Below are 21,060 nucleotides of genomic sequence, written 5' to 3'. Positions count from 1 at the left end.
GCTTGCCTTGTAGGTTATTCAATCACGCTGCCGCGCTTCAGGTATTTGGCCATCGCCACGGTACCGACGAAGCCCATCACGGCGATCAGCAATGCGGCTTCAAGATACAGGCGTGTACCCAGCGTTATTCCGAGCAGGACAATCAGCGCGATAGCATTGATGTACAGGGTGTCCAGCGCCAGTACCCGATCCGGTGCATCTGGCCCTTTGATCAGTCGATAGACATTCAGTACCGCCGCCAGGACAACCATGGCAATGGTGACGTACAGCGCGATGGTAATCATTGAAACATCTCCTTCAGGCGTGCCTCGTAGCGGGTGCGGATCGCGTTGATCACCTCGTCGTCGCTCTCGGCGTCAAGAGCATGGATTAGCAGCAACGTTCTGTCGTCACTGACATCGGCGCTGACGGTTCCCGGTGTCAGGGAAATGGTGCTGGCCAGCATGGAAATGGCCAGGGGGTGCGTCAACTCCAGGGGATAGGAGACCAGTATCGGTTTGGGTTCGCGGCCGCTGAGTATCAGGCGGGCGACGGAAACGCTGGACACCAGGATATCGTAGAGGACAAGGACCAGATACGGCGGCAGCTTCCAGGGACGCGCGAAGAAGGGAGGGTCCGGCCAGAAGCCGCGGGTCAATTGTGGAATCATCCAGGCCAGGACCAGCCCCATGACAACACTGGCGCCAGAAACGCCGTCACTCAGGAACTGCCAGACGGTAAACAGGATGAGGCTGAGGTATGGCTGTGGAAAGCTCAGGCGGTCAAGCATTACTTTTCCTCCCCAACCATGGGTTTGCTCAGGATTTCTGTGTAGGCACTGGTGTCATGGAGCTGTGCCGCCGTATCTTCGGCGTAGCGGCTGATTGGCCCTGCCAGGATGACCATCACGATACTCAGAGAAATCAACGCGCTGGCCGATACAGACAGGGATGGTGTCAGCTTTTGAGGTTCTTCAATATGACCTTCCACGTTGCGCCAGAACACGATACTGCCTGCGCGGCTGTAGGCGATCAGCGTGAAAAAGCTGCCAATCAGCAACACGCTCCAAAGCCAGGCAACATCCGACTCGGTCACTGCCGACTTGAGAATCAGCAACTTGGCAAAAAATCCACTGAGGGGCGGCAGGCCCACGGCAGCCACCGCCCCCATCAGGAATAGCACACTCAGGAAGGTGCGGTTGGCGATCCGTGGCGCAGTGACAATTTTGTCCTGGGCGCTGCCACGTTGGCCATCAACGAGATCGGCCACCAGGAACAGGCCACCGGCCACCCAGGTGGTGTTGAGGAGGTAGAACAATGCAGCGGATGTGCCGGCCACCGTGCCAAACGAAATGGCGGCAAGCAGCGTCCCGACAGAGATAATCACCTGCCAGGCAATCAGTTTCCTCAGGCTCGCGGCACCCAGGGCCCCGATGACGCCCATGGTCAGAGTGATCAGCGCCAATGGGAAGAGCCAGTCCATACCCAGGCCCGACAGCTCACCTGCCTGGTTGCCAAAGATCAGGGTGAAGACGCGGATAATGGCGTAGATACCCACCTTGGTCATGACCGCAAACAAGGCTGCGACTGGCGCTGTGGCGTTGGAATAGGCGCCGGGTAACCAGAAGCAGAGCGGCAGGATGGCGGCTTTCAGGCCAAAAACCACCAGCAACATCATGCCGCCGGCTTTCACCAGGGGAAGGTTCTCTTCGGCCACCTGCGGAATCTTGACCGCCAGGTCTGCCATGTTGAGCGTTCCCGTTACGCTGTAAATCATGCCGACGGCGATCAGGAAGACGGCAGAGCCCGCGAGATTCAGAACCACGTAATGCAGGCCAGGAACGGTTCGGCTGGTGCCTTCGCCATGCATCAGTAAGCCATAGGAGGCAATCAGCAGAACCTCGAACGCAACGAAGAGATTGAACAGATCACCCGTGAGGAAGGCGATGTTCAGGCCAAGTAGCTGAAAAAGGAACAGCCCGTGGAACTGACGGCTGCTCTCGTCGGTACCACCGATGGCATAAATGTGACAAAACAGCGCCAGCACCGCGGTCATGACGAGCATCAGAGCCGCGAGCCGGTCCAGCACCAAAACGATACCGAATGGTGGTTGCCAGTTACCAAAGGCATAGAGGCGATAACTACCGTCGTCGGCGAGAACAAGAAGGACGATCGCAGCAACGAGCATCAGCACTGTGGTGGCAATGGCGAGCGTCCGCCTCAAGGCGATGGGCGCGTATCCCATAAAAGCCTGCAATATGCCGCCGATCAGCGGAATCAGTATGGGAGCAGTCAGCCAGTGGTTCATGTGTTGGCGCCCTCCTGCTCCTGCTTTTGCACAGTGCTGTCCTGTTCTGGAACGCGGCCGTTGACATGGTCGTCGTTGTTGTCGGCAAGACTGCGCAACGACAGCACAACGACGAAGGCGGTCATGGCGAAACCGATCACAATGGCGGTCAGCACCAGTGCCTGGGGCAGGGGGTCGGAATAGGTTTCCGCGCTGCCGATGATGGGCTGGCCACCGGTCGCCAGCCGTCCTGACGAGAACAGGAACAGGTTAACGCCATAAGACAACATGGTCAGGCCCACCACAACGGGAAAGGTGCGGGCTCTGAGCATCAGGTAAACCCCGGAGGCAGTCAAAGCCCCGATGACCACCGCGAATGCAAGCTCCATTATGAGCCCTCCTTATAGTTGGTACTCTTGATGGCCGAATGGGGCGACAGGCGACCAACGCTGGTCAGTGCCAGCAGTGTAGCGCCGATGACGGTCAGATAGACGCCGAGATCGAAGATTAGCGCCGAGGCGACCTCGAACTTTCCAACCACAGGCCAGTAAACGTAGTCGAACGTGGATGTGAGGAACGGATAGCCGAATGCGAAACTGCCAGCCCCGGCGATCAGTGCAAACAGCAGCCCCAGGCCGATGACGTTGTGGTAGCGGATTGAAATACGGCCCTGGGTCCAGGACATCCCGCTGGCAATGTATTGCAGGATCAACGCCACCGCAGTGATCAATCCGGCGATGAAGCCGCCACCCGGCATGTTGTGGCCGCGCAGGAATATATAGGCGGAGATCATCAGGGCCAATGGCAGCATCGGCCTGGCAATCTGCTGCAGCATCATCGGGTACGCATCCCGCGTCCAGGGATGGCCCTGGCCGTCACCCGGAGGCGGGGTCAGGTCGACATTGCGCAGCATCGCGTAAATGCCCAGTGCCGCAATGCCCAGAACCGTGATCTCACCGAGCGTATCGAAGCCACGGAAGTCCACAAGAATGACGTTGACCACGTTGGTGCCACCGCCGCCGGGTTTGCTGTTCTCGAGGAAAAACTCCGAAATGGACGTAAACGGCTGTGTCAGCATGGCCAGAGTAATAAGTGTCATACCGATACCAGCCGCGCCAGCGATCAGAATATCCCTGATGCGGCGGCCTTTCGGCGTCTCGATTGGCGTCCAGGACGGCATGTAGTACAGCGCCAGCATCAGCAGGACAATCGTTACCACTTCAACCGACAACTGCGTCATCGCCAGATCCGGAGCTGAGAAGCGGGCAAAGCCGAGGGCAACAAGAAGCCCGACGACGCTGAGCAAAACCAGCGCAAAGAACCGGTCACGATGCACTGCCGCCGTACCCAGGGCCGCAACCACCAGGATGGCAACACCGATAAGCGTGGGCCAGTCCACCGGGCTGAGCCCATTGCTGCCAATGGCAATCCCCAGGTCCCAGAGCGGGAGCACGGCAACAGCAATCACACTGACGATCAGCAACATGGCGTAGCGCTGCAGTGAGCCGTTCTCGATGTAGGCGGTAACGGTATGGGCAGTGTCCGAAATTCGGCTAACGATGGCCTCGAAGACCGCTTTTTCATCAATTTCCTTGAAACGGGCGTGGAAATCGAAAAACCGCTGGCGCTGGGTATACATCAACAGGCCCCCGAAGAAGGCCACAAAACTCATCAGCAACGGCAGGTTAAAGCCGTGAACAACCGTCAGGTGATACTCGGGAACGTCGCCACCCAGAGTGGCAGACGCTGCAGCATAGAGCAGTGGGCCGACGGAGAACGCCGGGAACATGCCAACCATCAGGCAGGCGAAGACCAGGATCTCGACCGGTATCTTCATGTACCTTGGCGGCTCATGGGGCGGAAAGATAGGCAGGTTGACGGGCCGACCGTTGAAAAACACGTCGTGGATGAACCGCGCCGAGTAGGCAACGGCAAATATGCCGGCCAGCGTTGCAATAAGCGGAGGCAGATAGGCCCACAGGCCGGGAAGATTCAGTTCCAGGGCTTCGGCGAAGAACATCTCCTTGCTCAGGAAACCATTGAGCAGCGGCACACCCGCCATCGACGCTGCTGCCACCATGGCCAGCGTGGCGGTATGAGGCATGTAGCGCCAGAGGCCATTGATCCTGCGCATGTCCCGGGTGCCGGTCTCATGGTCAATAATGCCGGCGGCCATAAACAGGGACGCCTTGAATATTGCGTGGTTGATCACGTGAAAGACCGCGGCGACGGCAGCCAGCTGGGTCCCCATACCGAACAGCAGGGTGATCAGGCCAAGATGACTGACCGTTGAATGAGCCAGGAGGCCTTTCAGATCATGCTTGAACATGGCGACATAGGCGCCAATCAGCAGCGTGGCCATGCCGGTAAAGCTCACCATGTAGAACCACTGTTCGGTGCCGGCGAGGGCCGGGTAAAGCCGGGCCATCAGGAAAATGCCGGCTTTCACCATGGTGGCTGAATGCAGATAGGCCGAAACAGGTGTCGGCGCCTGCATGGCGTGGGGTAGCCAGAAGTGGAACGGGAACTGTGCGGACTTGGTGAACGCGCCCAGCAGTACCAGCGTCAGTGCCACCGGGTACATGCTGTGGTTCTTGATCAGATCCCCGGCGGCGAGAACGTCCTCCAGCTCATAGCTGCCCACGATGTTGCCAATCAGCAGAATGCCTGCCAGCAGTGCCAGGCCGCCACCGCCAGTGACGGCCAGCGCCATCCTTGCCCCGCGGCGGGCGTCCTTCTTGTGAGTCCAGAAGCTGATCAACAGGAACGATGTCAGGCTGGTCAACTCCCAGAAAACCATCATCAGCAACAGGTTGCTCGACAACACGATGCCAAGCATGGAGCCTTTGAAGCACAGCAGAAGCGCGTAGAACTTACCGACGTTCTCGTGGGGCTTCAGGTAGTAGCGGGCGTACAGGATGATCAATAGCCCGATAATCAGGATCAGCAGGGTAAAAAGCAGCGATAGGCCGTCCAGGCGAAAGCTGAAAGACAGCCCGATGGCTGGCAGCCACTCGGTGGTGTGCTGCACGATGCCGCCGTCGGCCAGGATTGCCCAATGGGGGTATAGTGCCGCCAATCCAATGATGGCAGGGACACAGGAAATGACAGCAATTGCCGTGCGTCCGCCCTGGGCGAACAGCGGAGCCGCCAGGGCTCCCAGAAACGGCAGTAAAACGACCAGCGGTAGCGACATCGCAACCTCTTGTTGGCTTTCTTCTTTATGGATGGAGAAGCAAATGTTGCCTGAGTTTAGCCCCCGGTGTCCGTGCTTGCACGGGCAACCATATGAATGGTGGCCAGGATATCAGCAGTGATGGGGTGGATCCGGGAAGTAGGGCAAGCTGCCGCGATGCTTCTTTGCATCAGCAGCGACCGGTGAAAAGCCGGGATGTGTATTAGCCAGGGACCTTGCGGTCGTCATGGTTGCTCCGATAATCAGTTACCCTGGCTGATGATACGTGGCCGTCTACGCAGGTCAAGTACGCTGACCATTTATCCGCGTTCAGAAATCACGGCGGTCCTGGTAGGGTTTGTCGGGAGAGCCGGAATTCCGGGCAACGGCAATGCGCTGGTTAGCCCGCCCGAGTACCTTCTTCTGCAGCTTTGTTTCCCAGTCCAGTGCGGTTCTGTCGGTGGCGTTCCAGCTGCGGTTGAACAACAGCTTGCTGGCGGCGACGGCGTCTGGCGAGCGCTCGGCCAGCTCGCGGGCGAAGTTCATTGCTTCTGCCATGGGATCGTCGCTAACGCGGCTGACCAGGCCCATGGCTTTTGCTTCCGTGCCGTCGAATCGTCGCGCGGTCATGGTCAGTTCCTTGGCCAGATCAATGGGCACCAGTTCCCGCAGGGTCACCGTCAGGCTCATGTCTGGGATCAGCCCCCACTTGCTCTCCATGATGGAGAATTCGCAGTCGCTGGTGGAAAACCGAAAGTCGGCACCCAGCGCAATCTGGAAACCACCACCGAAACAGTAGCCATGGGTAACCGCAATTACCGGTGCCGGCACATCCCGCCATAAATAACCGACATTCTGGGCAAGGTTGCTGATCCTGCGGCCAGGTTTGACCAGCAGCTTGAGGAAATTCACCGGATTCTTCGACACGGTCTTCACATCCAGCCCGGAGCAGAAAGCGTCTCCGGCACCGTTCAGTATGATGGCGCGCACACTGCGGTCTTTCTTCAGGGTTTTGGCCGCCCTGGTGATCGCCTCGAACATGGGCATGTCCAGACCGTTGTATTTATCCGGCCGGTTCAGGGTCACGATGGCGATACCGTCCTCAATCGTGATCAGTACCCGTTCAGAATCGCGTGTGCTCATAGTGTGGGTTCCATGTCATACGTTAGTCGTAGGCCGCTATGCTACCATGTTGCCTCCTGATGAAAACGTCCGCATGAGACGAGACGACCAGACGACCAATCAAAGAGAAACAACATGACCGCAGCCTACCCGAACCTGCTGAAACCCCTCGACCTGGGTTTCACCGAGTTGAAAAACCGCGTGCTTATGGGCTCCATGCATACTGGCCTGGAAGACCGGTTCTGGAACATCCACAAGCTTGCCCGTTATTTTGCCGAGCGTGCGGAAGGCGGAGTGGGGTTGATGGTTACCGGGGGCTTTTCACCCAACTTTGTCGGCCAGCTTTCGCCCCTGGCGTCCACCATGAACCATCGTGGCACCGCCATGCTTCACCGTCATGTCACCAGTGAAGTTCATGACGCTGGCGGCAAGATCTGCCTGCAACTGCTTCATGCCGGTCGCTATGGCTACCAGCCGTTCAGCGTATCCGCCTCGGCCACCAAGGCGCCGATTACGCCGTTCAAAGCTCGCGCGCTCTCCACCAAGGGGGTCGATAAGCAGATTGATGACTTCGTCAGCGCCGCGAAACTGGCGAAACTGGCCCGTTATGACGGCGTTGAGGTTATGGGGTCGGAAGGGTATTTCATTAACCAGTTCCTGTGTGAGAGAACCAATAAGCGTACTGACAAATGGGGCGGACCGTTCGAGAACCGCATGCAGTTGCCGGTGGAGATCGTTCGCCGCATGCGGGAAGCGGTCGGCCCCGAGTTCATTATCATTTACCGCCTGTCGATGCTGGACCTTGTAGAAGGCGGGCAGACCTGGGACCAGGTGGTGCAATTGGGCAAGGCCATCGAAAAAGCCGGTGCCACCATTATCAATACCGGTATCGGCTGGCACGAAGCCCGAGTGCCAACGATCGTGACGTCGGTGCCACGGGGCGGTTTTGCGGATGTGACCGCCAAGTTTTACGGCGAAGTGGACATTCCCGTGTGCACCACCAACCGCATCAACACCCCGGAGAAAGGCGAGGAAATCCTCGCGGCGGGCAAGGCCGATATGGTGTCCATGGCGCGACCGTTGCTGGCGGATTCGGAATTTGTGCGCAAGGCCGAGCAGAACCGTAGCGACGAAATTAACACCTGTATTGCCTGCAACCAGGCCTGTCTGGATCACGTGTTCCAGCTCAAACGGGCGTCCTGCCTGGTGAACCCGCGCGCCTGTCACGAAACCGAACTGGTCCTGACGGTGGCTCCGGTCAGCCGCCGCGTGGCGGTGGTCGGAGCCGGTCCTGCCGGTTTGGCCGCCGCGACCACTGCCGCCAAGCGGGGTCACAAAGTGACGCTGTTTGAAGCGGATGACAAAGTTGGAGGCCAGTTCAACTACGCCAAGCGCATCCCCGGGAAGGAAGAGTTCTATGAAACGCTGCGTTACTACCAGCGCCAGATCGAAATCCTGGGTATTGAACTGAAGCTCAATACCCGCGTGGATGCCGATGTATTGGGAGAGCAGGGCTTTGACGACGTGATCATCGCCACGGGTGTGAAACCGCGTACGCCAAGAATTGATGGCATCGACCACCCGAAGGTGCTCGGTTACCTCGATGTTCTGCGCCACAACAAGCCCGTAGGCCAGTCAGTAGCGGTGATAGGTGCCGGTGGTATCGGCTTCGATGTCAGCGAGTTCCTCACTCACGAATTCGGTCATCACCCCGAGGGAGAGCAGGTCAGCATGGCAGACTGGCAGGCTGAGTGGGGCGTTGATCCGCAATTCGACGGGCCGGGCGGCCTGGCTGAGCGCAAGCCGACATCGTCACCCCGCAAGATCTACCTGATGCAGCGGAAAACCAGCAAAGTCGGCGGTGGTCTGGGCAAGACCTCTGGCTGGGTACATCGCAACAGCCTCAAGCACCGTGACGTTGAGATGCTGAGAGGGTGTAGTTACGAGAAAATTGATGATGACGGTCTGCATATCACGCTGTCCGACAAGGACGGTAAGGTCACCGAGAGCAAGGTTCTGGCGGTAGACAACGTCATCATATGCGCAGGTCAGGAGCCTTTCCGGGCGTTGTTTGATGATTTGGTCAATCGGGGTATTCAGACCCACCTGATAGGTGGTGCGGACGTGGCCGAAGAGCTGGACGCCAAGCGTGCTATTCGGCAGGGGACGGAAGTGGCTGCCCGGATCTGACCGGGTGGACAATTTTGGTCATAAAGTGATCATCTTGATCATTTGTGACCCGTTTGGGCGTCAGTCATCGTTACGGTGACTGACCCGGGTTACCGAATGGCTTTCAGAGCCTCGCTGATGGCGTCTGCCTCGGCGGACAAAACCCGATAGCGAAGGCTATCGGCCTGCTGGCTGGCCTGAAGTAGCTGTTTCTGCTTCATGTCGTAAAGGCGACTGAGCAGTGCGCATTGCTGGTTTTTTTGCGGTGCGTTCATGGTATTACCCTCCACAGGGAGTAGCCTGTGTCAGTTATTTTTACGTTTTGCCTCGGCTTTTGGCCTTGTATTGAAAACTAAGCATAACCCGGGCCAAAAGCGCTCAGGCTCGGGTTACCTTCCGAATCTCGCCCGATAAATGCCGGGCGCCAGGCCGGTATGCTTCCTGAACAGACGGCTGAACGAACTGACATCTTCATAACCGACCAGCCGCGTGACTTCTTCAACCGCCACCCGCGAATTCTCCAGATGCTGCCGGGCCGCCTCTATTCTCAGAATCTGCAGGTAACTGGTGGGGGTGTCCCCGGTTGCCGCTTTGAACCGACGAATCAGCGAACGCTCCGTTAGATCGGCGAATGCGGCAAGGGCTTGCAGCGTCACCGGCCGGGTGTAGTTCACATCCAGCCAGTCCTGCAGTTTCAGAATCGCGGCATCGGAATGATAGCGCCGGGCCTGTAGCGCTCCATAAGGCGCCTGGCTGGTCCGCCCCGCATCAATAACAAACGCCTTCGCCAGTTCACGCGCCACCTTCGCCCCGGCGTAGCGTTCCACCAGATACACCCCCAGATCCCACCACGCCATACCACCGCCGGCACAGGCAATGTGCCCATCCACTGTAATCAGCTTTTCCGGCTTTAGGTCTACCCCGGGAAAGCGTTTTCTGAACTGGTTGCTGAACCCCCAGTGCGTCGTTGCCTGCCGCCCGTCCAGCAACCCGGCCTCCGCCAGCAGAAACGCCCCCGTGCAGTTACTGGCCAAGCGGACCTGTCCGGTTGGCGCCTCCCGAAAGCCGCCGAGCCAGTCAACCAACCCGGGATTGGCCTTCAGAACCTGCGCAATCGGCGCGCCAATCGTGGGAACAATGACCAGGTCTGCCTGCGAATTACCGGTGGGAATGTCCCGCCAGTCCCCATCGGCCATCAACGTTATCCCATTGATACACCGACAGGGCCGACCACCCTCGGTCAGCAATTGAGTGGTGAACTGCTGCTCCGGAGGCGTATCGTTGATGCGTGCCCAGGTTACCCCCGCCAGTCGAAACAGGTCGATAACCCCCGTAATCGCACTGGCAAGCGCCCCATCAAACCCAATAACAGAAACCGTTCGCATGCCACCTCCAAATCAGGGCGCCAGCCGGGAAGACCCTCCCGGGACTGTCGGCAGCAAGGATGCTGCCGTCAAGCGTACACGGACGTATTCACAGCGTGTCCCGGGAGGGTCTTCCCGGTTGGTGCCCGTCTGCCGAGCACCACAAGCCGCGCATTCACAAAAGGAGACCTAGAATAAAAATGGCAATTTTAACCATGATTATGTCATTAACGCCGGTTTCAACAAAAACAACCGTATGAGAGGCTATACGCCATAAACAGGAGACCCGAAATGACCGACACCCTGATTGACCGCCGCGACCTGGCGTTCCAACTCTACGAAGTACTCGACACCGAAAGCCTCAGCGAACGCGAGCGCTTTAGCGAACACAGCCGCGACACCTTCGACGCCGTCATCGAAACCGCCGACAAAATCGCCCGTGACAAATTCGCTACCCACAACAGCGCCGCCGACAAAGACGAGCCAAAATTCGTCGACGGCCAGGTGGAAATGCTGCCTCAGGTCAAAGAAGCCTTTGACGCCTACGCCGATGCCGGCTTCATTGCCGGGCGCTACGACTACGAACTGGGTGGCATGCAGCTCCCCGAATCCGTCATGGCAGCGTGTAACGGCTTCTTTACCGCCGCTAACCCGGGCACTGCGGGTTACCCGTTCCTCACCACCGCTGCCGCCAACCTGATCCGCGTGTTCGGCAACGACCAGCAGAAAAGCACCTTCCTGCCACACATGCTCAGCGGCCGCTTCACCGGCACAATGGCTCTGACCGAGCCCCACGCCGGCTCGTCACTGGCTGATATCCGCACCTCGGCCACGCCGACTGACGACGGTCATTACCTGATCAAAGGCGCCAAGATCTACATCTCCGGCGGCGAACAGTCCCTCACCGAAAACATCGTTCACATGGTGCTGGCGAAGGTCAAAGGCGCCCCGGCAGGCGTAAAAGGCATCTCCCTGTTTATCGTGCCGAAATTCATCGTGGATGAAGAAGGCAACGCGACTGAACGTAACGGCGTGAACCTGGCCGGCCTGATTCACAAGCTGGGCTACCGCGGGACCACGTCAACGGCGCTCAGTTTTGGTGACGACGCACCCTGCCATGGCTATCTGGTGGGCGAGCCCCACCAGGGCCTGAAGTACATGTTCCAGATGATGAACGAAGCCCGTGTGGGCGTCGGCTTCGGCGCCGCCGTGATTGGTTATCGTGGCTACATGCACAGTCTGGAATACGCCAAGGACCGCCTGCAGGGCCGCAAGCCGTCAGAAAAGAACCCGGAGGCACCCCAGGTTCCCATCATTGAGCATGCCGATGTGCGACGCATGCTGCTGGCCCAGAAAGCCTACAGTGAAGGTGGCCTGGCGCTGTGCCTATACGGCGCACGCCTGATGGACGACCAGCACACCCATCCGGACGAGCAGAAGCGGATGGAAGCCGGCAAGTTGCTGGATCTGCTAACGCCAGTCATCAAGGCCTGGCCATCCGAGTTCGGCCCGAAGGCCAACGACCTGGCTATCCAGGTCTATGGCGGTGCCGGTTACACCCGGGAATACCCGGTGGAGCAGTGCTGGCGGGATAATCGCCTGAACCCGATTCACGAAGGCACCAACGGCATCCAGGCACTGGACCTGCTGGGGCGCAAGATCTGGCAGGATCAGAGCCACGGCCTGCAGTTGCTGATGCAGGAAATGCAGGTGGACCTGGAAGCCGCCACCACCGATCGGTGCCAGCAATGGGCGCTGTCCCTCAGTGAAACCCTGCAGCAAGCAGTGAAAGTGACCCAGAGTCTGGGTAAATCCCTGATGTCGGAGGATCCCGACCGGGTGTTGGCCAACGCGTCCTGCTACCTGCACCTGTTCGGACATATCATCGTATCCTGGATGTGGCTGCGTCAGGCCAACGCCGCCGCCAAGGCCCTCGGTTCTGCCAACAGCGACGAAGAAAGGAACTTCTACCAGGGCAAGCTTCAGGCCGCCCAGTACTTCTTCCATTGGGAGTTGCCCACTGTGGCACAGGATCTGGTGCTGCTCCGCAACCAGGACGACACCTGCATGAACATGAAGTCGGAGTGGTTCTGAAACTGGCGGACTGACACAATCTAAACCAGACTGTAGGCTGGCCCCGGAACGCAGGTTTCAGCGTACCGGGGCGCTTTCCTATCCTGCTGCATCCACAGGGAAGAAGCTGCCATGACGTCGGGACACGCCTCCAATGCCTATCGCCCGGTACGCTGTGAAATTCACAGTTTGCTCCGGGAGTATCTGACCTCTTCAAAACTGGCCGAGATTGTCTATCGCGACGATGCCGGTCAGATCTGTACGACCCACGATGTCATCCGCGATCTCTTCAGTCGCGCTGGCCAGGAGTTTGTTTTTCTTGGGCGGGGGCACATGGTTCGCCTTGATCACGTGCTGACACTGGACGGTAAGGTCGTAGCCGGAGCCAATTAATGGCTACAGGTTATTGCTTTCGCTAACTTATTGTCGCTGCTAACAAAAACGTAATTCCCAAGTAATTGTGCCCGCTCCGTCACGGCCGTAGACTTGTCGCTGTTGTTTTCACACGCCAAAGAAAGGACACAGTTATGAACAAGCTGACACTGAGCGCACTGGCACTGCTGATGACGCTGGGCCTTGCGGCCTGCAGCCAGGATGACAACGAAGGCGTCGATCTCGAGGAAGCCGGCGACAACGTTGAGGAAATGGCGGATGACGCTGGCGATGCGGTCGAAGAGACCTACGAAGATGCCACCGGCCAGAATGACAGCGCCTGGGACGAAACCAAGGACGCTGCTGGAGATGCCGCCGAAGAAACTGGCGAAGCAATGGAAGAGACCGGTGAGGAAATGGGCGAAGCCGCTGAGGAAGCCGGCGACTCCATGCAATAAGATTGCGTCTGTGGCCTGCCCTTTATGGGCAGGCTTTTTTGGTTGTAAGAAATTGTTAAAGAAACTGTCTTTTTACTGTCTGAAATCTGTCACCTAACCCACCGACACTGTTCTCTCGAAAACCAATAACCCACCCGAGAGAGAGCAGGACCATGGCAAAGCATGACCTGGATCCCAACTACCTGGATCCCAATTACGAGCCCGTCGTCAACCATTCAAGCAACACGCCCTTTCATCAGGTCCTCGCGGCCCGTATGCAGCGCCGTACCGTTATGAAAGGTTCCGTTGGCGCCGCGTTGGCCAGCGTTATGGGGTTGGGCCTGGCTGGCTGTGGCAGTGATGACGACGATGACAACGGTTCCTCCACAGGGGGAAGTTCCGCCAATACGGATCTTGGTTTCAAGGCGGTTGCCGTATCCAGCGACAATGAAGTCGTTGTTCCCGAGGGATACTCATCCGTGGCTTTTCTTCCCTGGGGCACCCCGATCACCGGATCCTATCCCGAGTATAAAGCCGATGGCACCAATACCGGTGCCGATCAGGAACAGCAGGTTGGAATGCACCACGATGGTCTCCATTTCTTCCCGATTGACCAGAAGGCCGGTGGCAACAGCTCAACGGAAGGCCTGTTGGTGATGAACCATGAGTACATCGAGCAGGACTTCATTCATGCCAATGGCCCGACCAATGCTGCTGATAACGGTGGCGTGCGACCCGCCGATGAGGTTCGCAAGGAAATTGCCGCTCACGGTGTGTCTGTCGTTCACATCAAGCGTGACACCAACGGTACCTGGGACGTCGTCTTCGGCAGCCCATTCAATCGTCGCATTACCGGCAACACCGAGATGGACATTCGTGGCCCGGTACGTGGTTACAGCAAGCTGGTCACAACCTACAGTCCCGACGCGACCGAAACTCGCGGTACCCTGAACAACTGTGCGATGGGCCCAACGCCCTGGGGCACCTACCTGGCCGCGGAAGAGAATTGGCACGGTTACTTTGCCAATAGCGATGCGACCCAGCCTCGCGAGCAGACCAGACATGGTGTTGGCAGCTCCAGCCGATACGACTGGGAGTTGGCAGACAGTGCGGCCGACCAATATGTGCGATTCAATGTGAGCACGACCGGAGCGGCGGCTACAGATGATTATCGCAACGAAGCCAACACCTACGGCTTCATGGTTGAAATTGATCCGTTTACGCCGGAAAGCAAACCCCAGAAACGCACTGCGTTGGGACGCTTTGGTCACGAGGGCGTCATCTTTGCGCCGGCGAAGGAAGGTGAGCCGGTGGTGTGTTACTCCGGTGACGATTCCCGTTTCGAGTACATCTACAAGTTTGTGTCGTCTCAGCCCTACTACGCCGCGACGGCCGGTGGCTACCTGTTGGATGAGGGTACCCTGTACGTTGCCCGCTTCAACGAGGATGGCTCTGGTGACTGGCTGGCGCTGGATCTGGACGACGCGGATTTCGCCAGCAAGGTTGCTGCGGCTGAAGGCGGCATGGTCGGCGATATCCAGTTCGACGGTTTTGAGAACCAGGCTGATGTTCTGCTGAATACCCGCCTCGCAGCCGATATTGCCGGCGCTACGACGATGGACCGCCCGGAGTGGGGTGCCGTTGATCCCAACTCTGGCGAGGTCTATTTCACCCTGACAAACAACTCGAACCGGGGCCAGCCAGGGTTCGACGACGTCAACGCCGCCAACCCGAACTCTCCCAATGCCACCGGCCACATCATTCGCTGGACTGAAGAAGGTAGCGATCACACGGCTACCAGCTTTGACTGGGACATCTTTGTCTTCGCCGGCGAGCAGGGTACGGAAACTGTTGTCGATGGTGAGGCCGTCGTCTCCCTGAACGATGATAATATTTTCAACAGCCCGGATGGCCTCTGGTTTGACTACAATGGCCGGCTGTGGATCCAGACCGATGGTTCTGATGCTGACCCGTACTTCAACAACATGATGCTGGCCGCCAATCCGGAGACACGCGAAATCAAGCGCTTCTTCGTCGGGCCCCAAGGTTGTGAAGTAACTGGCGTTGTCAGCACACCGGACGTTAAGACCATGTTCGTGAACATCCAGCACCCGGATGGTAACTGGCCGAACGCGGCCGAGTCCCGTCCCCGCGACGCCACTGTTATCGTAACCAAGGACGATGGCGGTGTGATCGGCGCCTGATCGCCTGATAGAGGCGCCACGGGCGCACACCGACAAGAGCCAGCCGTAACGCCGGATTCTTCCAACAGGACGTCTCCGGCGTTACGGCTTTTTTGTTTCAGTTTTTCATCGATCTGCCGTAAAACCAGTATTGGTCAACTAAAGTAGCAGTTATAAGTAAAGGTCAATTCTTTACTCTCAAGAGTAATCGTCAAAAAAGATGCATTCACTAATAATGAAAATAAAGAGGTGGATATGGGTTTGCTCAGTCGGCCTGTTCTGGTTGTGGGGGTGTCAGTCGCCGTTGTCGTCGCCTTTGGGGCTTTCCTGGTGGCGCCGTTGATAGGGTTGGATAGCGCGTCGCTGGTGGCGGGCGTGGTTATTGGCCTGGTCGTCGCCACCGCGTATCTGGTGTTACGCGTTCTGGAACCGGTTGAACGTTCCATCAAGCAGCTCAACGCCGGTAAGCTGCCAGCGGATAGTCCGCTGGGCAAACAGTGTGCAAGCCTCCTTGCGGACGCCAAAGCAGGGCGGGCACTGGTGGAAACCCTGTCCGGCAGTGCCGATAAAAGTGCCATTTCTGCGGCCCAGGTGTCCCACGCGGCCGACCAACTAAAAAACCGCCTGGATCGACAGGTCAGTGAAACTGCACAGATGGCGGAGTACGCGGGTCAGATTACCGAGAGTGTGCGTGAATCCGCCCAGCAGGCCACCGATGCTGCGACCATGGCTCTGCAGAACCGTCAGGTGAGCGTTGAGGGCCGTGATGCGCTGACCACTGCCATCAATAGCGTGCGAGCCGTGCACGAGCAGTCCAGCGAGAACCTCAGATTAATTCAGGAACTGAACGAGAAATCCAACAAGATCCAGGGTGTCACCACCACCATTCAGGGCATCGCGGAACAAACCAACCTGCTGGCCTTGAACGCGGCAATTGAAGCCGCTCGTGCCGGCGACCAGGGGCGGGGCTTTGCGGTGGTTGCCGACGAGGTCAGGCAATTGGCCGGGCGAACCGCGCAGGCAACCGGTGAGGTGGCCGAAACGCTGCAGGAAATACGTTCCGATACCTCCCTGATTGTTTCGCGGATCGAGGACCTGGCCAAGAGCGTTGAATCCGGCTTGGAGTCAGTTGAAAGCGTTGGCGAGCGCCTTGATCAGATTCGTGATCAGTCTGACCGTGTGCAGCAGCAGGTGGCGCGCATTGCCGAGATTGACCAGAACAACGAGCAGAGCCTGCAGCAGGTATCGTCGGCCATTGAAACGGTTCGGGATCAGATTACCGAGAGCGATACCAGCGTTGCGTCGCTTGCCCAGCAGGCAGCGACACTGATGGAACTGGCGGAAGAGGCCAACGCGGCATTTGCGTTGAACAGCGATGAAAGCTATCACCGCTTCTTCTACGACCAGGCCCGGCAGGGTGCGGACCGGATTGGAAAGCTCTTTGAAAAAGCGGTTCGCGATGGGCAACTGGCAGAAAGCGCCCTGTTTGATAAGCAAAGAACCCCCATTCCCAAGACCGATCCACAGAAGTATTCCAGCAGCTTTGATCGGTTCACCGATCAGCAACTGCCCACCGTTCAGGAAGCGGTGAAAGGGGCCCACCCGTCGATGGTCTTCGCGATTGCCGCCGCGCCGGATGGCTATGTGCCGACCCACAACCGTGATTTCGCCCATGCGCCAACGGGCGACCCGAAAGTGGATCTGGTAAAGAGTCGCAGCAAACGGCTGTTTAACGACCGCACCGGTGCTCGGTGTGGCAGCCATACCCAGAATATGCTGCTACAGACCTACCGCCGGGATACTGGCGAGGTTATGCATGACCTGTCAGTGCCGATCTACGTGAATGGCAAGCACTGGGGTGGCTTCCGCCTGGGTTACAAACCGGACAACCGCTAAGTTCCAGCGGTTTCCGGCTCCTGTTGCTGTGATACACTGCGGGTGTGGAGCCAGAGGAGAGTGACTTGTCCGAGCACGAATACATCCCCGCCAATGCAGACCCCATAGCACGACGTGAAGAGCCAGGCCGCAACCTGGCGGTGCTGGTTTATATCCTGCAGGCGCTGTCGTTCTTTGTCGGTGGCATTACCGGCCTGGTGGGTGTGATCATCAATTACGTCAAGCTCGATGACGTAAAGAGCACCTGGATAGAGCCTCATTTCCGTTGGCAGATACGAACCTTCTGGATCGGGCTGTTATGGACGGTGATTGGCATCGTGACGACGCCACTGATCATTGGCTGGTTTGTGTTACTGGGCATCTCCATCTGGATCATCTACCGCATTGTGAAAGGCGCCCTGGCGTTGAACGACGGGAAGCCACCGGAACCTCACTGATCCTCGGTCACTTCCCTTAACCGGGTGGCGCTGATGGCGCCGGCCAGCCCCATGGCGCCCAGCGTCAGTATCACCGCCACGTCGGATATCATCGATACCAGCGCTGTCAGCCCGCCCGTTGCCAGTAACAGCACCCCAATAACGGTATTGCTCACGGAGGTATAGTCGGTGCGTTTGTTGCCGCCTGCCATATCGACCAGATACGTTTTACGTCCCAGTCGAACCCCCGCATGCGCAATGCTCAGCACGAAGAACCCGGCGGGATAGAACCAGATGCTGGAGGTTGCTTCGCCGGCAAACAAAGCGGTCAGGCCCACCGTCAGGCAAGCGCCACTGGCGACAATGGCACCGCGAATCATTACCCGCCGGCTGGACTCGTCCGCCATCCAACCCCACACGCTGGCGCTGATGGAACTGGCGAGGCTGCTCGCCAGCAGAAAGACGCCCAGAAGCCACCCGGTATCAGAGTTTTTCTGGGCGAGCACGACAAAGTAAGGCGACGCCAGCGCTGAGCACAACAGCAGGGCGCGGGTAATCACGAAGTGCCGGAAGGGCACGTCATCCCTGAGAAGGGACAGGCTTTTGAACGCGTCCCCAAGCGCATTGCCGCCACCGCCGGTTTCGCCCTCGTATTCATCAACAGAGGCGAATAGAAAGCCGGCAATAACCCAGAGGCAGGCAGCCAACAGGAGCAGGAGGGTGTAGAAAAGTACGCCAGGGTCACCCCGGTTCCAGAACAGCAAGGCGGTGAGGATGACTGTTGCGGTCCCACCGATGGTGGAGGCCAGGCCAGACAGCCGCCCTCGGCGTTTCTTCGGGATGCATTTCCCCTGCACGTCCTTCATGGACACCGAGCAGAACCCCCGGGCCAGGGAAAACAGCACCAATGCGCCCACCACGCCGGCGCCCGCGGCGTAGCCCTCCAGGAACCAGACGCTCGCCGCCATGCCCAGAACACTGGCCGCCTGGCCAAAGCTTCCCAGGGTCCAGAACCATTTGCGTACAGGCTTGCGCCGGACCCAGGCACCGATCACCATTTGCGGAATCATTGAGCCGGACTCCCGGATCGGAACCAGCCAGGCCACCAGGGCAGGCGCTCCGATAGCGCTCAAAAGCCAGGCCAGCACGGTCTTGGGGCTGATCAGCAAGTCACCAAGTTTGGTCAGCACATTGCTGCCGAGGATCAGGAAGAAGTTGCGTGGCACCTCCCGGCAGGCTTCATCGGGGATGTCCGTGCAGACCCGGGCGTCTTCTTCGTTGGCAATCAGGCTGTAAACCTGGTCGAGGGTGTCCTTGTTTCTGGCGGGCAAGTTGCCGTCCTCCTGAACAAATGGCTCATAAGGATACCAGCTAAGGCGAGTTGCCTTAAGGCAGGAGGGCCGCGTTGCGGGTGATTCAGACCAGGTGGTGGTCCCACTGGACCGGCAGATCGGCGATTTGCCGTGACTGATTGTCCTGCCCCAGGCGCACCAGTTTTCCGCGTCCGGAGGAGATCAGGAAATCGCCTCCTGCCAAAGCCTGGACGCCAGCGCAGTCGGGTATGGACGCCCTGGCCAGCAGTTCGCCAGTGATGCCATTGAACACCACGGCGGTGCCGCCCACTGGCGACGCGGCAGCGACAAGGTCGTTCTCGGGATGGGCAACAACGCTGGCGATGTAGTTGGCCAGTGCTGCCTGGGTATCCTCTTCGAATCGGATTTCCTGAAGCTCACCGCCTTCCAGCCGCGCGATGAGGGCGGGGGACTCGTGAAGGGGCCCCTGGTACTGGTAGGCAACGTACACCCGGCCGTTCGAACCGGTACTGACATGACGGGCGCTTTGCTGGTGATGGGCAGGGTTGAACCGCCCAATAATCCGACCGCTGCGGCGGTTCATCAGGATCAGCGCGGGTTCCATGGTGTCGAGGTTCAGCTTGAGGCGATCGTAGTCCGGGTGGGTCAGTATGCCGCCCAGGCCAATCACCAGGGTTTCCCCATCTGGATGCAGTGTCAGCTCATGGGGGCCAATGCCCTGAAGCTCAAAGGTATCGACCCGCTGATAATTCTGCTCCGCGTCATAGACGGCAATAATGCCTTGCCCCGGCTCGTAGCGGCTGGCGGTGACATAGAGCCAGCGGCCGTCGGGGGAGAACACTCCGTGACCGACAAAGTGTTCCCCGGAAGCGGCTTTGACGCGATGTGTCCTGTTGCCGCTGTGGGCGTCGAACCCGTAAAACGCCCAGCCGGGCCGGCGTTCGAAGAAGATGACCTGAGAGCCATCCGGGCGTGCACATCCGCTGTGGCAACGGGTGTCGACCGGTGACTCCCATATGAGGTGACCTTTGCGGTTGATGGCACTAATGCCGAACTTACCCCCGGGCAGTCCCACGGCGCCGACGTACTGATCTGGCGCGTAATCCGCTTTTCGAGGCAGCAGACTGCAGCCGGACAGGGTGGCTGCCAGTCCTCCGGCCATCCCCGCTTTCAGTAGTTGTCTGCGGTTGATAAGTGCACCTCCGGGTTGCCTGTTGCTGCTCATCAGTCGCCGTCGCTGGAATTGAAGCCGCGAATGACGCCGAGTTCAACCGCTGCCTGGTCATTGATCAGAGTGGTTAACTGGGAAACGTCAACGTAGAAGCCCTGGAGCAGGGAAAAGGCATCGTCATTGGAAAGCAGCTCAGTCATGGGGCGATGGAGTTCCGGGAAGTGCTCCAGAACGTCCTTGAACTGGTTTTCAATTCGTGGACCCAGTTGCGGTTGTTCGCTTTCCTTTAGCAGCTGTGTCAGGCCCGGCAGGAAAGACTGCTCCAGGCCATGGATGGTTGCTTCCATGGTCTTCAGGCTACGGCCGCTACGCCAGGCATCGGCGGCGTAGACAGAACGTTTGCCATTCCCACGGAGCCCCATTGGCTGGGCAAGCCGGCGATCCTCCAGAATCTCCAGGGCCGCCATGCCGGCCCGGATGGTGGTGTCGCGGTATTGTTCCGTGGCCAGGTAATCCTTGCGGAACGTCTGCCATTGATCACGGAGTTGCTGGCTATTGGTTTCGATGTGGCCGGCAACCGCTCTCAGCAGGCCGCAGGTCTTTTCCGCGGGTAGGGCATTGTCGCTGGCGTTCAATGGTTCGTCGTACAACAGGTACTCCAGCATGGGAAAACCCTGTACGGCCACGCCGGACTCGGCGATGACCTCACCCGATATCGGGTCTTCCGAGTTCAGCAGGTAGCTGGCTTTGCGGGCAATGAGGTTTTTCGGGTCGGGCCAGAACTGGAACTGCCAGGCAAGGTTGTCGTTCTCCACCGGGCCAAAATCCACAAAACGGACAAGCTGCCACGCCAGGAAGGTGTCCAGCCAGGCTTGCTCAAGGGTATCGCGTGCCGCCTGTTCCGGCGCGCTGCAGTAGTCGACAGCCGCAACGGACAAGTCGCCCGCTTCGGCCGCCAGAGACTGGTAACCTGCGAGAATTCCCTGGTGCCATTGTTGTGTCGCGTTGCTGTTCGTTTCAGTCTGGCTGGCAGCCATCCCAGCAATTGGAACCAGTATCAGCGCGGCAATACCCACGGCTTTCGTTAATGGTCGCATGGCGTGT

The 21,060-nt window shown here is 58.6% G+C and carries 18 protein-coding genes; 7 read left to right on the top strand and 11 right to left on the bottom strand.

The annotated features are described in order from the left end of the window. Nucleotides 1–14 precede the first annotated feature (14 nt). From JJO78_RS12685 to JJO78_RS12660, 6 genes are all read right to left on the bottom strand, one after another. Nucleotides 15–284: a K+/H+ antiporter subunit F gene (locus JJO78_RS12685; protein ID WP_075197051.1), complete on the bottom strand. Its 270-nt coding sequence runs from the start codon at nucleotides 282–284 to the stop codon at nucleotides 15–17. Beyond that, the gene (locus tag JJO78_RS12680) at nucleotides 281–769 is read right to left on the bottom strand and encodes a Na+/H+ antiporter subunit E (protein WP_075197052.1); all 489 of its coding nucleotides are present in this window, start codon (nucleotides 767–769) and stop codon (nucleotides 281–283) included. The genes JJO78_RS12685 and JJO78_RS12680 overlap by 4 nt, the downstream gene beginning before the upstream one ends. After that, a complete protein-coding gene (locus tag JJO78_RS12675; RefSeq protein ID WP_075197053.1) occupies nucleotides 769–2,286 on the bottom strand; it encodes a monovalent cation/H+ antiporter subunit D in 1,518 nt (505 codons plus the stop codon). The genes JJO78_RS12680 and JJO78_RS12675 overlap by 1 nt, the downstream gene beginning before the upstream one ends. Then, nucleotides 2,283–2,654 (bottom strand): Na+/H+ antiporter subunit C, encoded by a 372-nt coding sequence (locus JJO78_RS12670; RefSeq protein ID WP_075197054.1) that lies wholly within the window; start codon nucleotides 2,652–2,654, stop codon nucleotides 2,283–2,285. Before JJO78_RS12670 ends, JJO78_RS12675 begins: the two co-directional genes overlap by 4 nt. Next, nucleotides 2,654–5,461 (bottom strand): monovalent cation/H+ antiporter subunit A, encoded by a 2,808-nt coding sequence (locus JJO78_RS12665; RefSeq protein WP_085679695.1) that lies wholly within the window; start codon nucleotides 5,459–5,461, stop codon nucleotides 2,654–2,656. Before JJO78_RS12665 ends, JJO78_RS12670 begins: the two co-directional genes overlap by 1 nt. A 309-nt stretch (nucleotides 5,462–5,770) precedes the next feature. Then, nucleotides 5,771–6,583 (bottom strand): crotonase/enoyl-CoA hydratase family protein, encoded by an 813-nt coding sequence (locus JJO78_RS12660; protein WP_075197056.1) that lies wholly within the window; start codon nucleotides 6,581–6,583, stop codon nucleotides 5,771–5,773. Nucleotides 6,584–6,697: 114 nt separating this feature from the next. On the opposite strand from JJO78_RS12660, the gene JJO78_RS12655 reads away from it, so the two are divergent. Next, complete coding sequence (locus tag JJO78_RS12655; RefSeq protein ID WP_041332370.1) at nucleotides 6,698–8,752, top strand: NADPH-dependent 2,4-dienoyl-CoA reductase; 2,055 nt, start codon at nucleotides 6,698–6,700, stop codon at nucleotides 8,750–8,752. A gap of 89 nt (nucleotides 8,753–8,841) precedes the next feature. On the opposite strand, the gene JJO78_RS12650 is transcribed toward JJO78_RS12655, so the two are convergent. Together JJO78_RS12650 and JJO78_RS12645 are read right to left on the bottom strand one after the other, a co-directional pair. Beyond that, entirely contained in the window at nucleotides 8,842–9,006 is a 165-nt protein-coding gene (locus tag JJO78_RS12650; protein WP_007154474.1) for a hypothetical protein, read from the bottom strand. Nucleotides 9,007–9,120: 114 nt separating this feature from the next. Next, on the bottom strand, nucleotides 9,121–10,116 hold the full coding sequence (locus JJO78_RS12645) for a GlxA family transcriptional regulator (protein WP_075197057.1): 996 nt from the start codon (nucleotides 10,114–10,116) through the stop codon (nucleotides 9,121–9,123). Between the two features lie 270 nt (nucleotides 10,117–10,386). On the opposite strand from JJO78_RS12645, the gene JJO78_RS12640 reads away from it, so the two are divergent. From JJO78_RS12640 to JJO78_RS12615, 6 genes are all read left to right on the top strand, one after another. Then, on the top strand, nucleotides 10,387–12,189 hold the full coding sequence (locus JJO78_RS12640; protein ID WP_036209548.1) for an acyl-CoA dehydrogenase: 1,803 nt from the start codon (nucleotides 10,387–10,389) through the stop codon (nucleotides 12,187–12,189). A 111-nt stretch (nucleotides 12,190–12,300) separates the two neighbouring features. Beyond that, nucleotides 12,301–12,561: a hypothetical protein gene (locus JJO78_RS12635; protein ID WP_041332374.1), complete on the top strand. Its 261-nt coding sequence runs from the start codon at nucleotides 12,301–12,303 to the stop codon at nucleotides 12,559–12,561. Nucleotides 12,562–12,695: 134 nt separating this feature from the next. Beyond that, nucleotides 12,696–12,998, top strand: a complete 303-nt coding sequence (locus JJO78_RS12630; protein ID WP_007154470.1) for a hypothetical protein — start codon at nucleotides 12,696–12,698, stop codon at nucleotides 12,996–12,998. A 152-nt stretch (nucleotides 12,999–13,150) separates the two neighbouring features. Continuing rightward, complete coding sequence (locus tag JJO78_RS12625) at nucleotides 13,151–15,181, top strand: PhoX family protein (RefSeq protein WP_075197058.1); 2,031 nt, start codon at nucleotides 13,151–13,153, stop codon at nucleotides 15,179–15,181. Nucleotides 15,182–15,415: 234 nt separating this feature from the next. Next, the gene (locus JJO78_RS12620) at nucleotides 15,416–17,056 is read left to right on the top strand and encodes a methyl-accepting chemotaxis protein (protein WP_075197059.1); all 1,641 of its coding nucleotides are present in this window, start codon (nucleotides 15,416–15,418) and stop codon (nucleotides 17,054–17,056) included. Between the two features lie 65 nt (nucleotides 17,057–17,121). Then, nucleotides 17,122–17,493, top strand: a complete 372-nt coding sequence (locus JJO78_RS12615) for a DUF4870 family protein (protein WP_075197060.1) — start codon at nucleotides 17,122–17,124, stop codon at nucleotides 17,491–17,493. Here the strand turns inward: JJO78_RS12615 and JJO78_RS12610 are convergent. From JJO78_RS12610 to JJO78_RS12600, 3 genes are all read right to left on the bottom strand, one after another. After that, a complete protein-coding gene (locus tag JJO78_RS12610; protein ID WP_075197061.1) occupies nucleotides 17,487–18,803 on the bottom strand; it encodes an MFS transporter in 1,317 nt (438 codons plus the stop codon). The two genes, JJO78_RS12615 and JJO78_RS12610, sit on opposite strands and share 7 nt — an antisense overlap. A gap of 85 nt (nucleotides 18,804–18,888) precedes the next feature. Next, entirely contained in the window at nucleotides 18,889–20,010 is a 1,122-nt protein-coding gene (locus JJO78_RS12605; protein WP_075197062.1) for a DUF1513 domain-containing protein, read from the bottom strand. Further along, nucleotides 20,010–21,053, bottom strand: coding sequence for an imelysin family protein (locus JJO78_RS12600; RefSeq protein WP_075197063.1), 1,044 nt, complete (start codon nucleotides 21,051–21,053; stop codon nucleotides 20,010–20,012). Before JJO78_RS12600 ends, JJO78_RS12605 begins: the two co-directional genes overlap by 1 nt. Nucleotides 21,054–21,060: the final 7 nt, after the last annotated feature.

The sequence above is a fragment of the Marinobacter sp. DS40M6 genome (assembly GCF_028581595.1).
GTDB classification, from domain to species: Bacteria; Pseudomonadota; Gammaproteobacteria; order Pseudomonadales; family Oleiphilaceae; genus Marinobacter; species Marinobacter salarius.
This window is presented reverse-complemented; position numbering and strand designations above follow the sequence as displayed.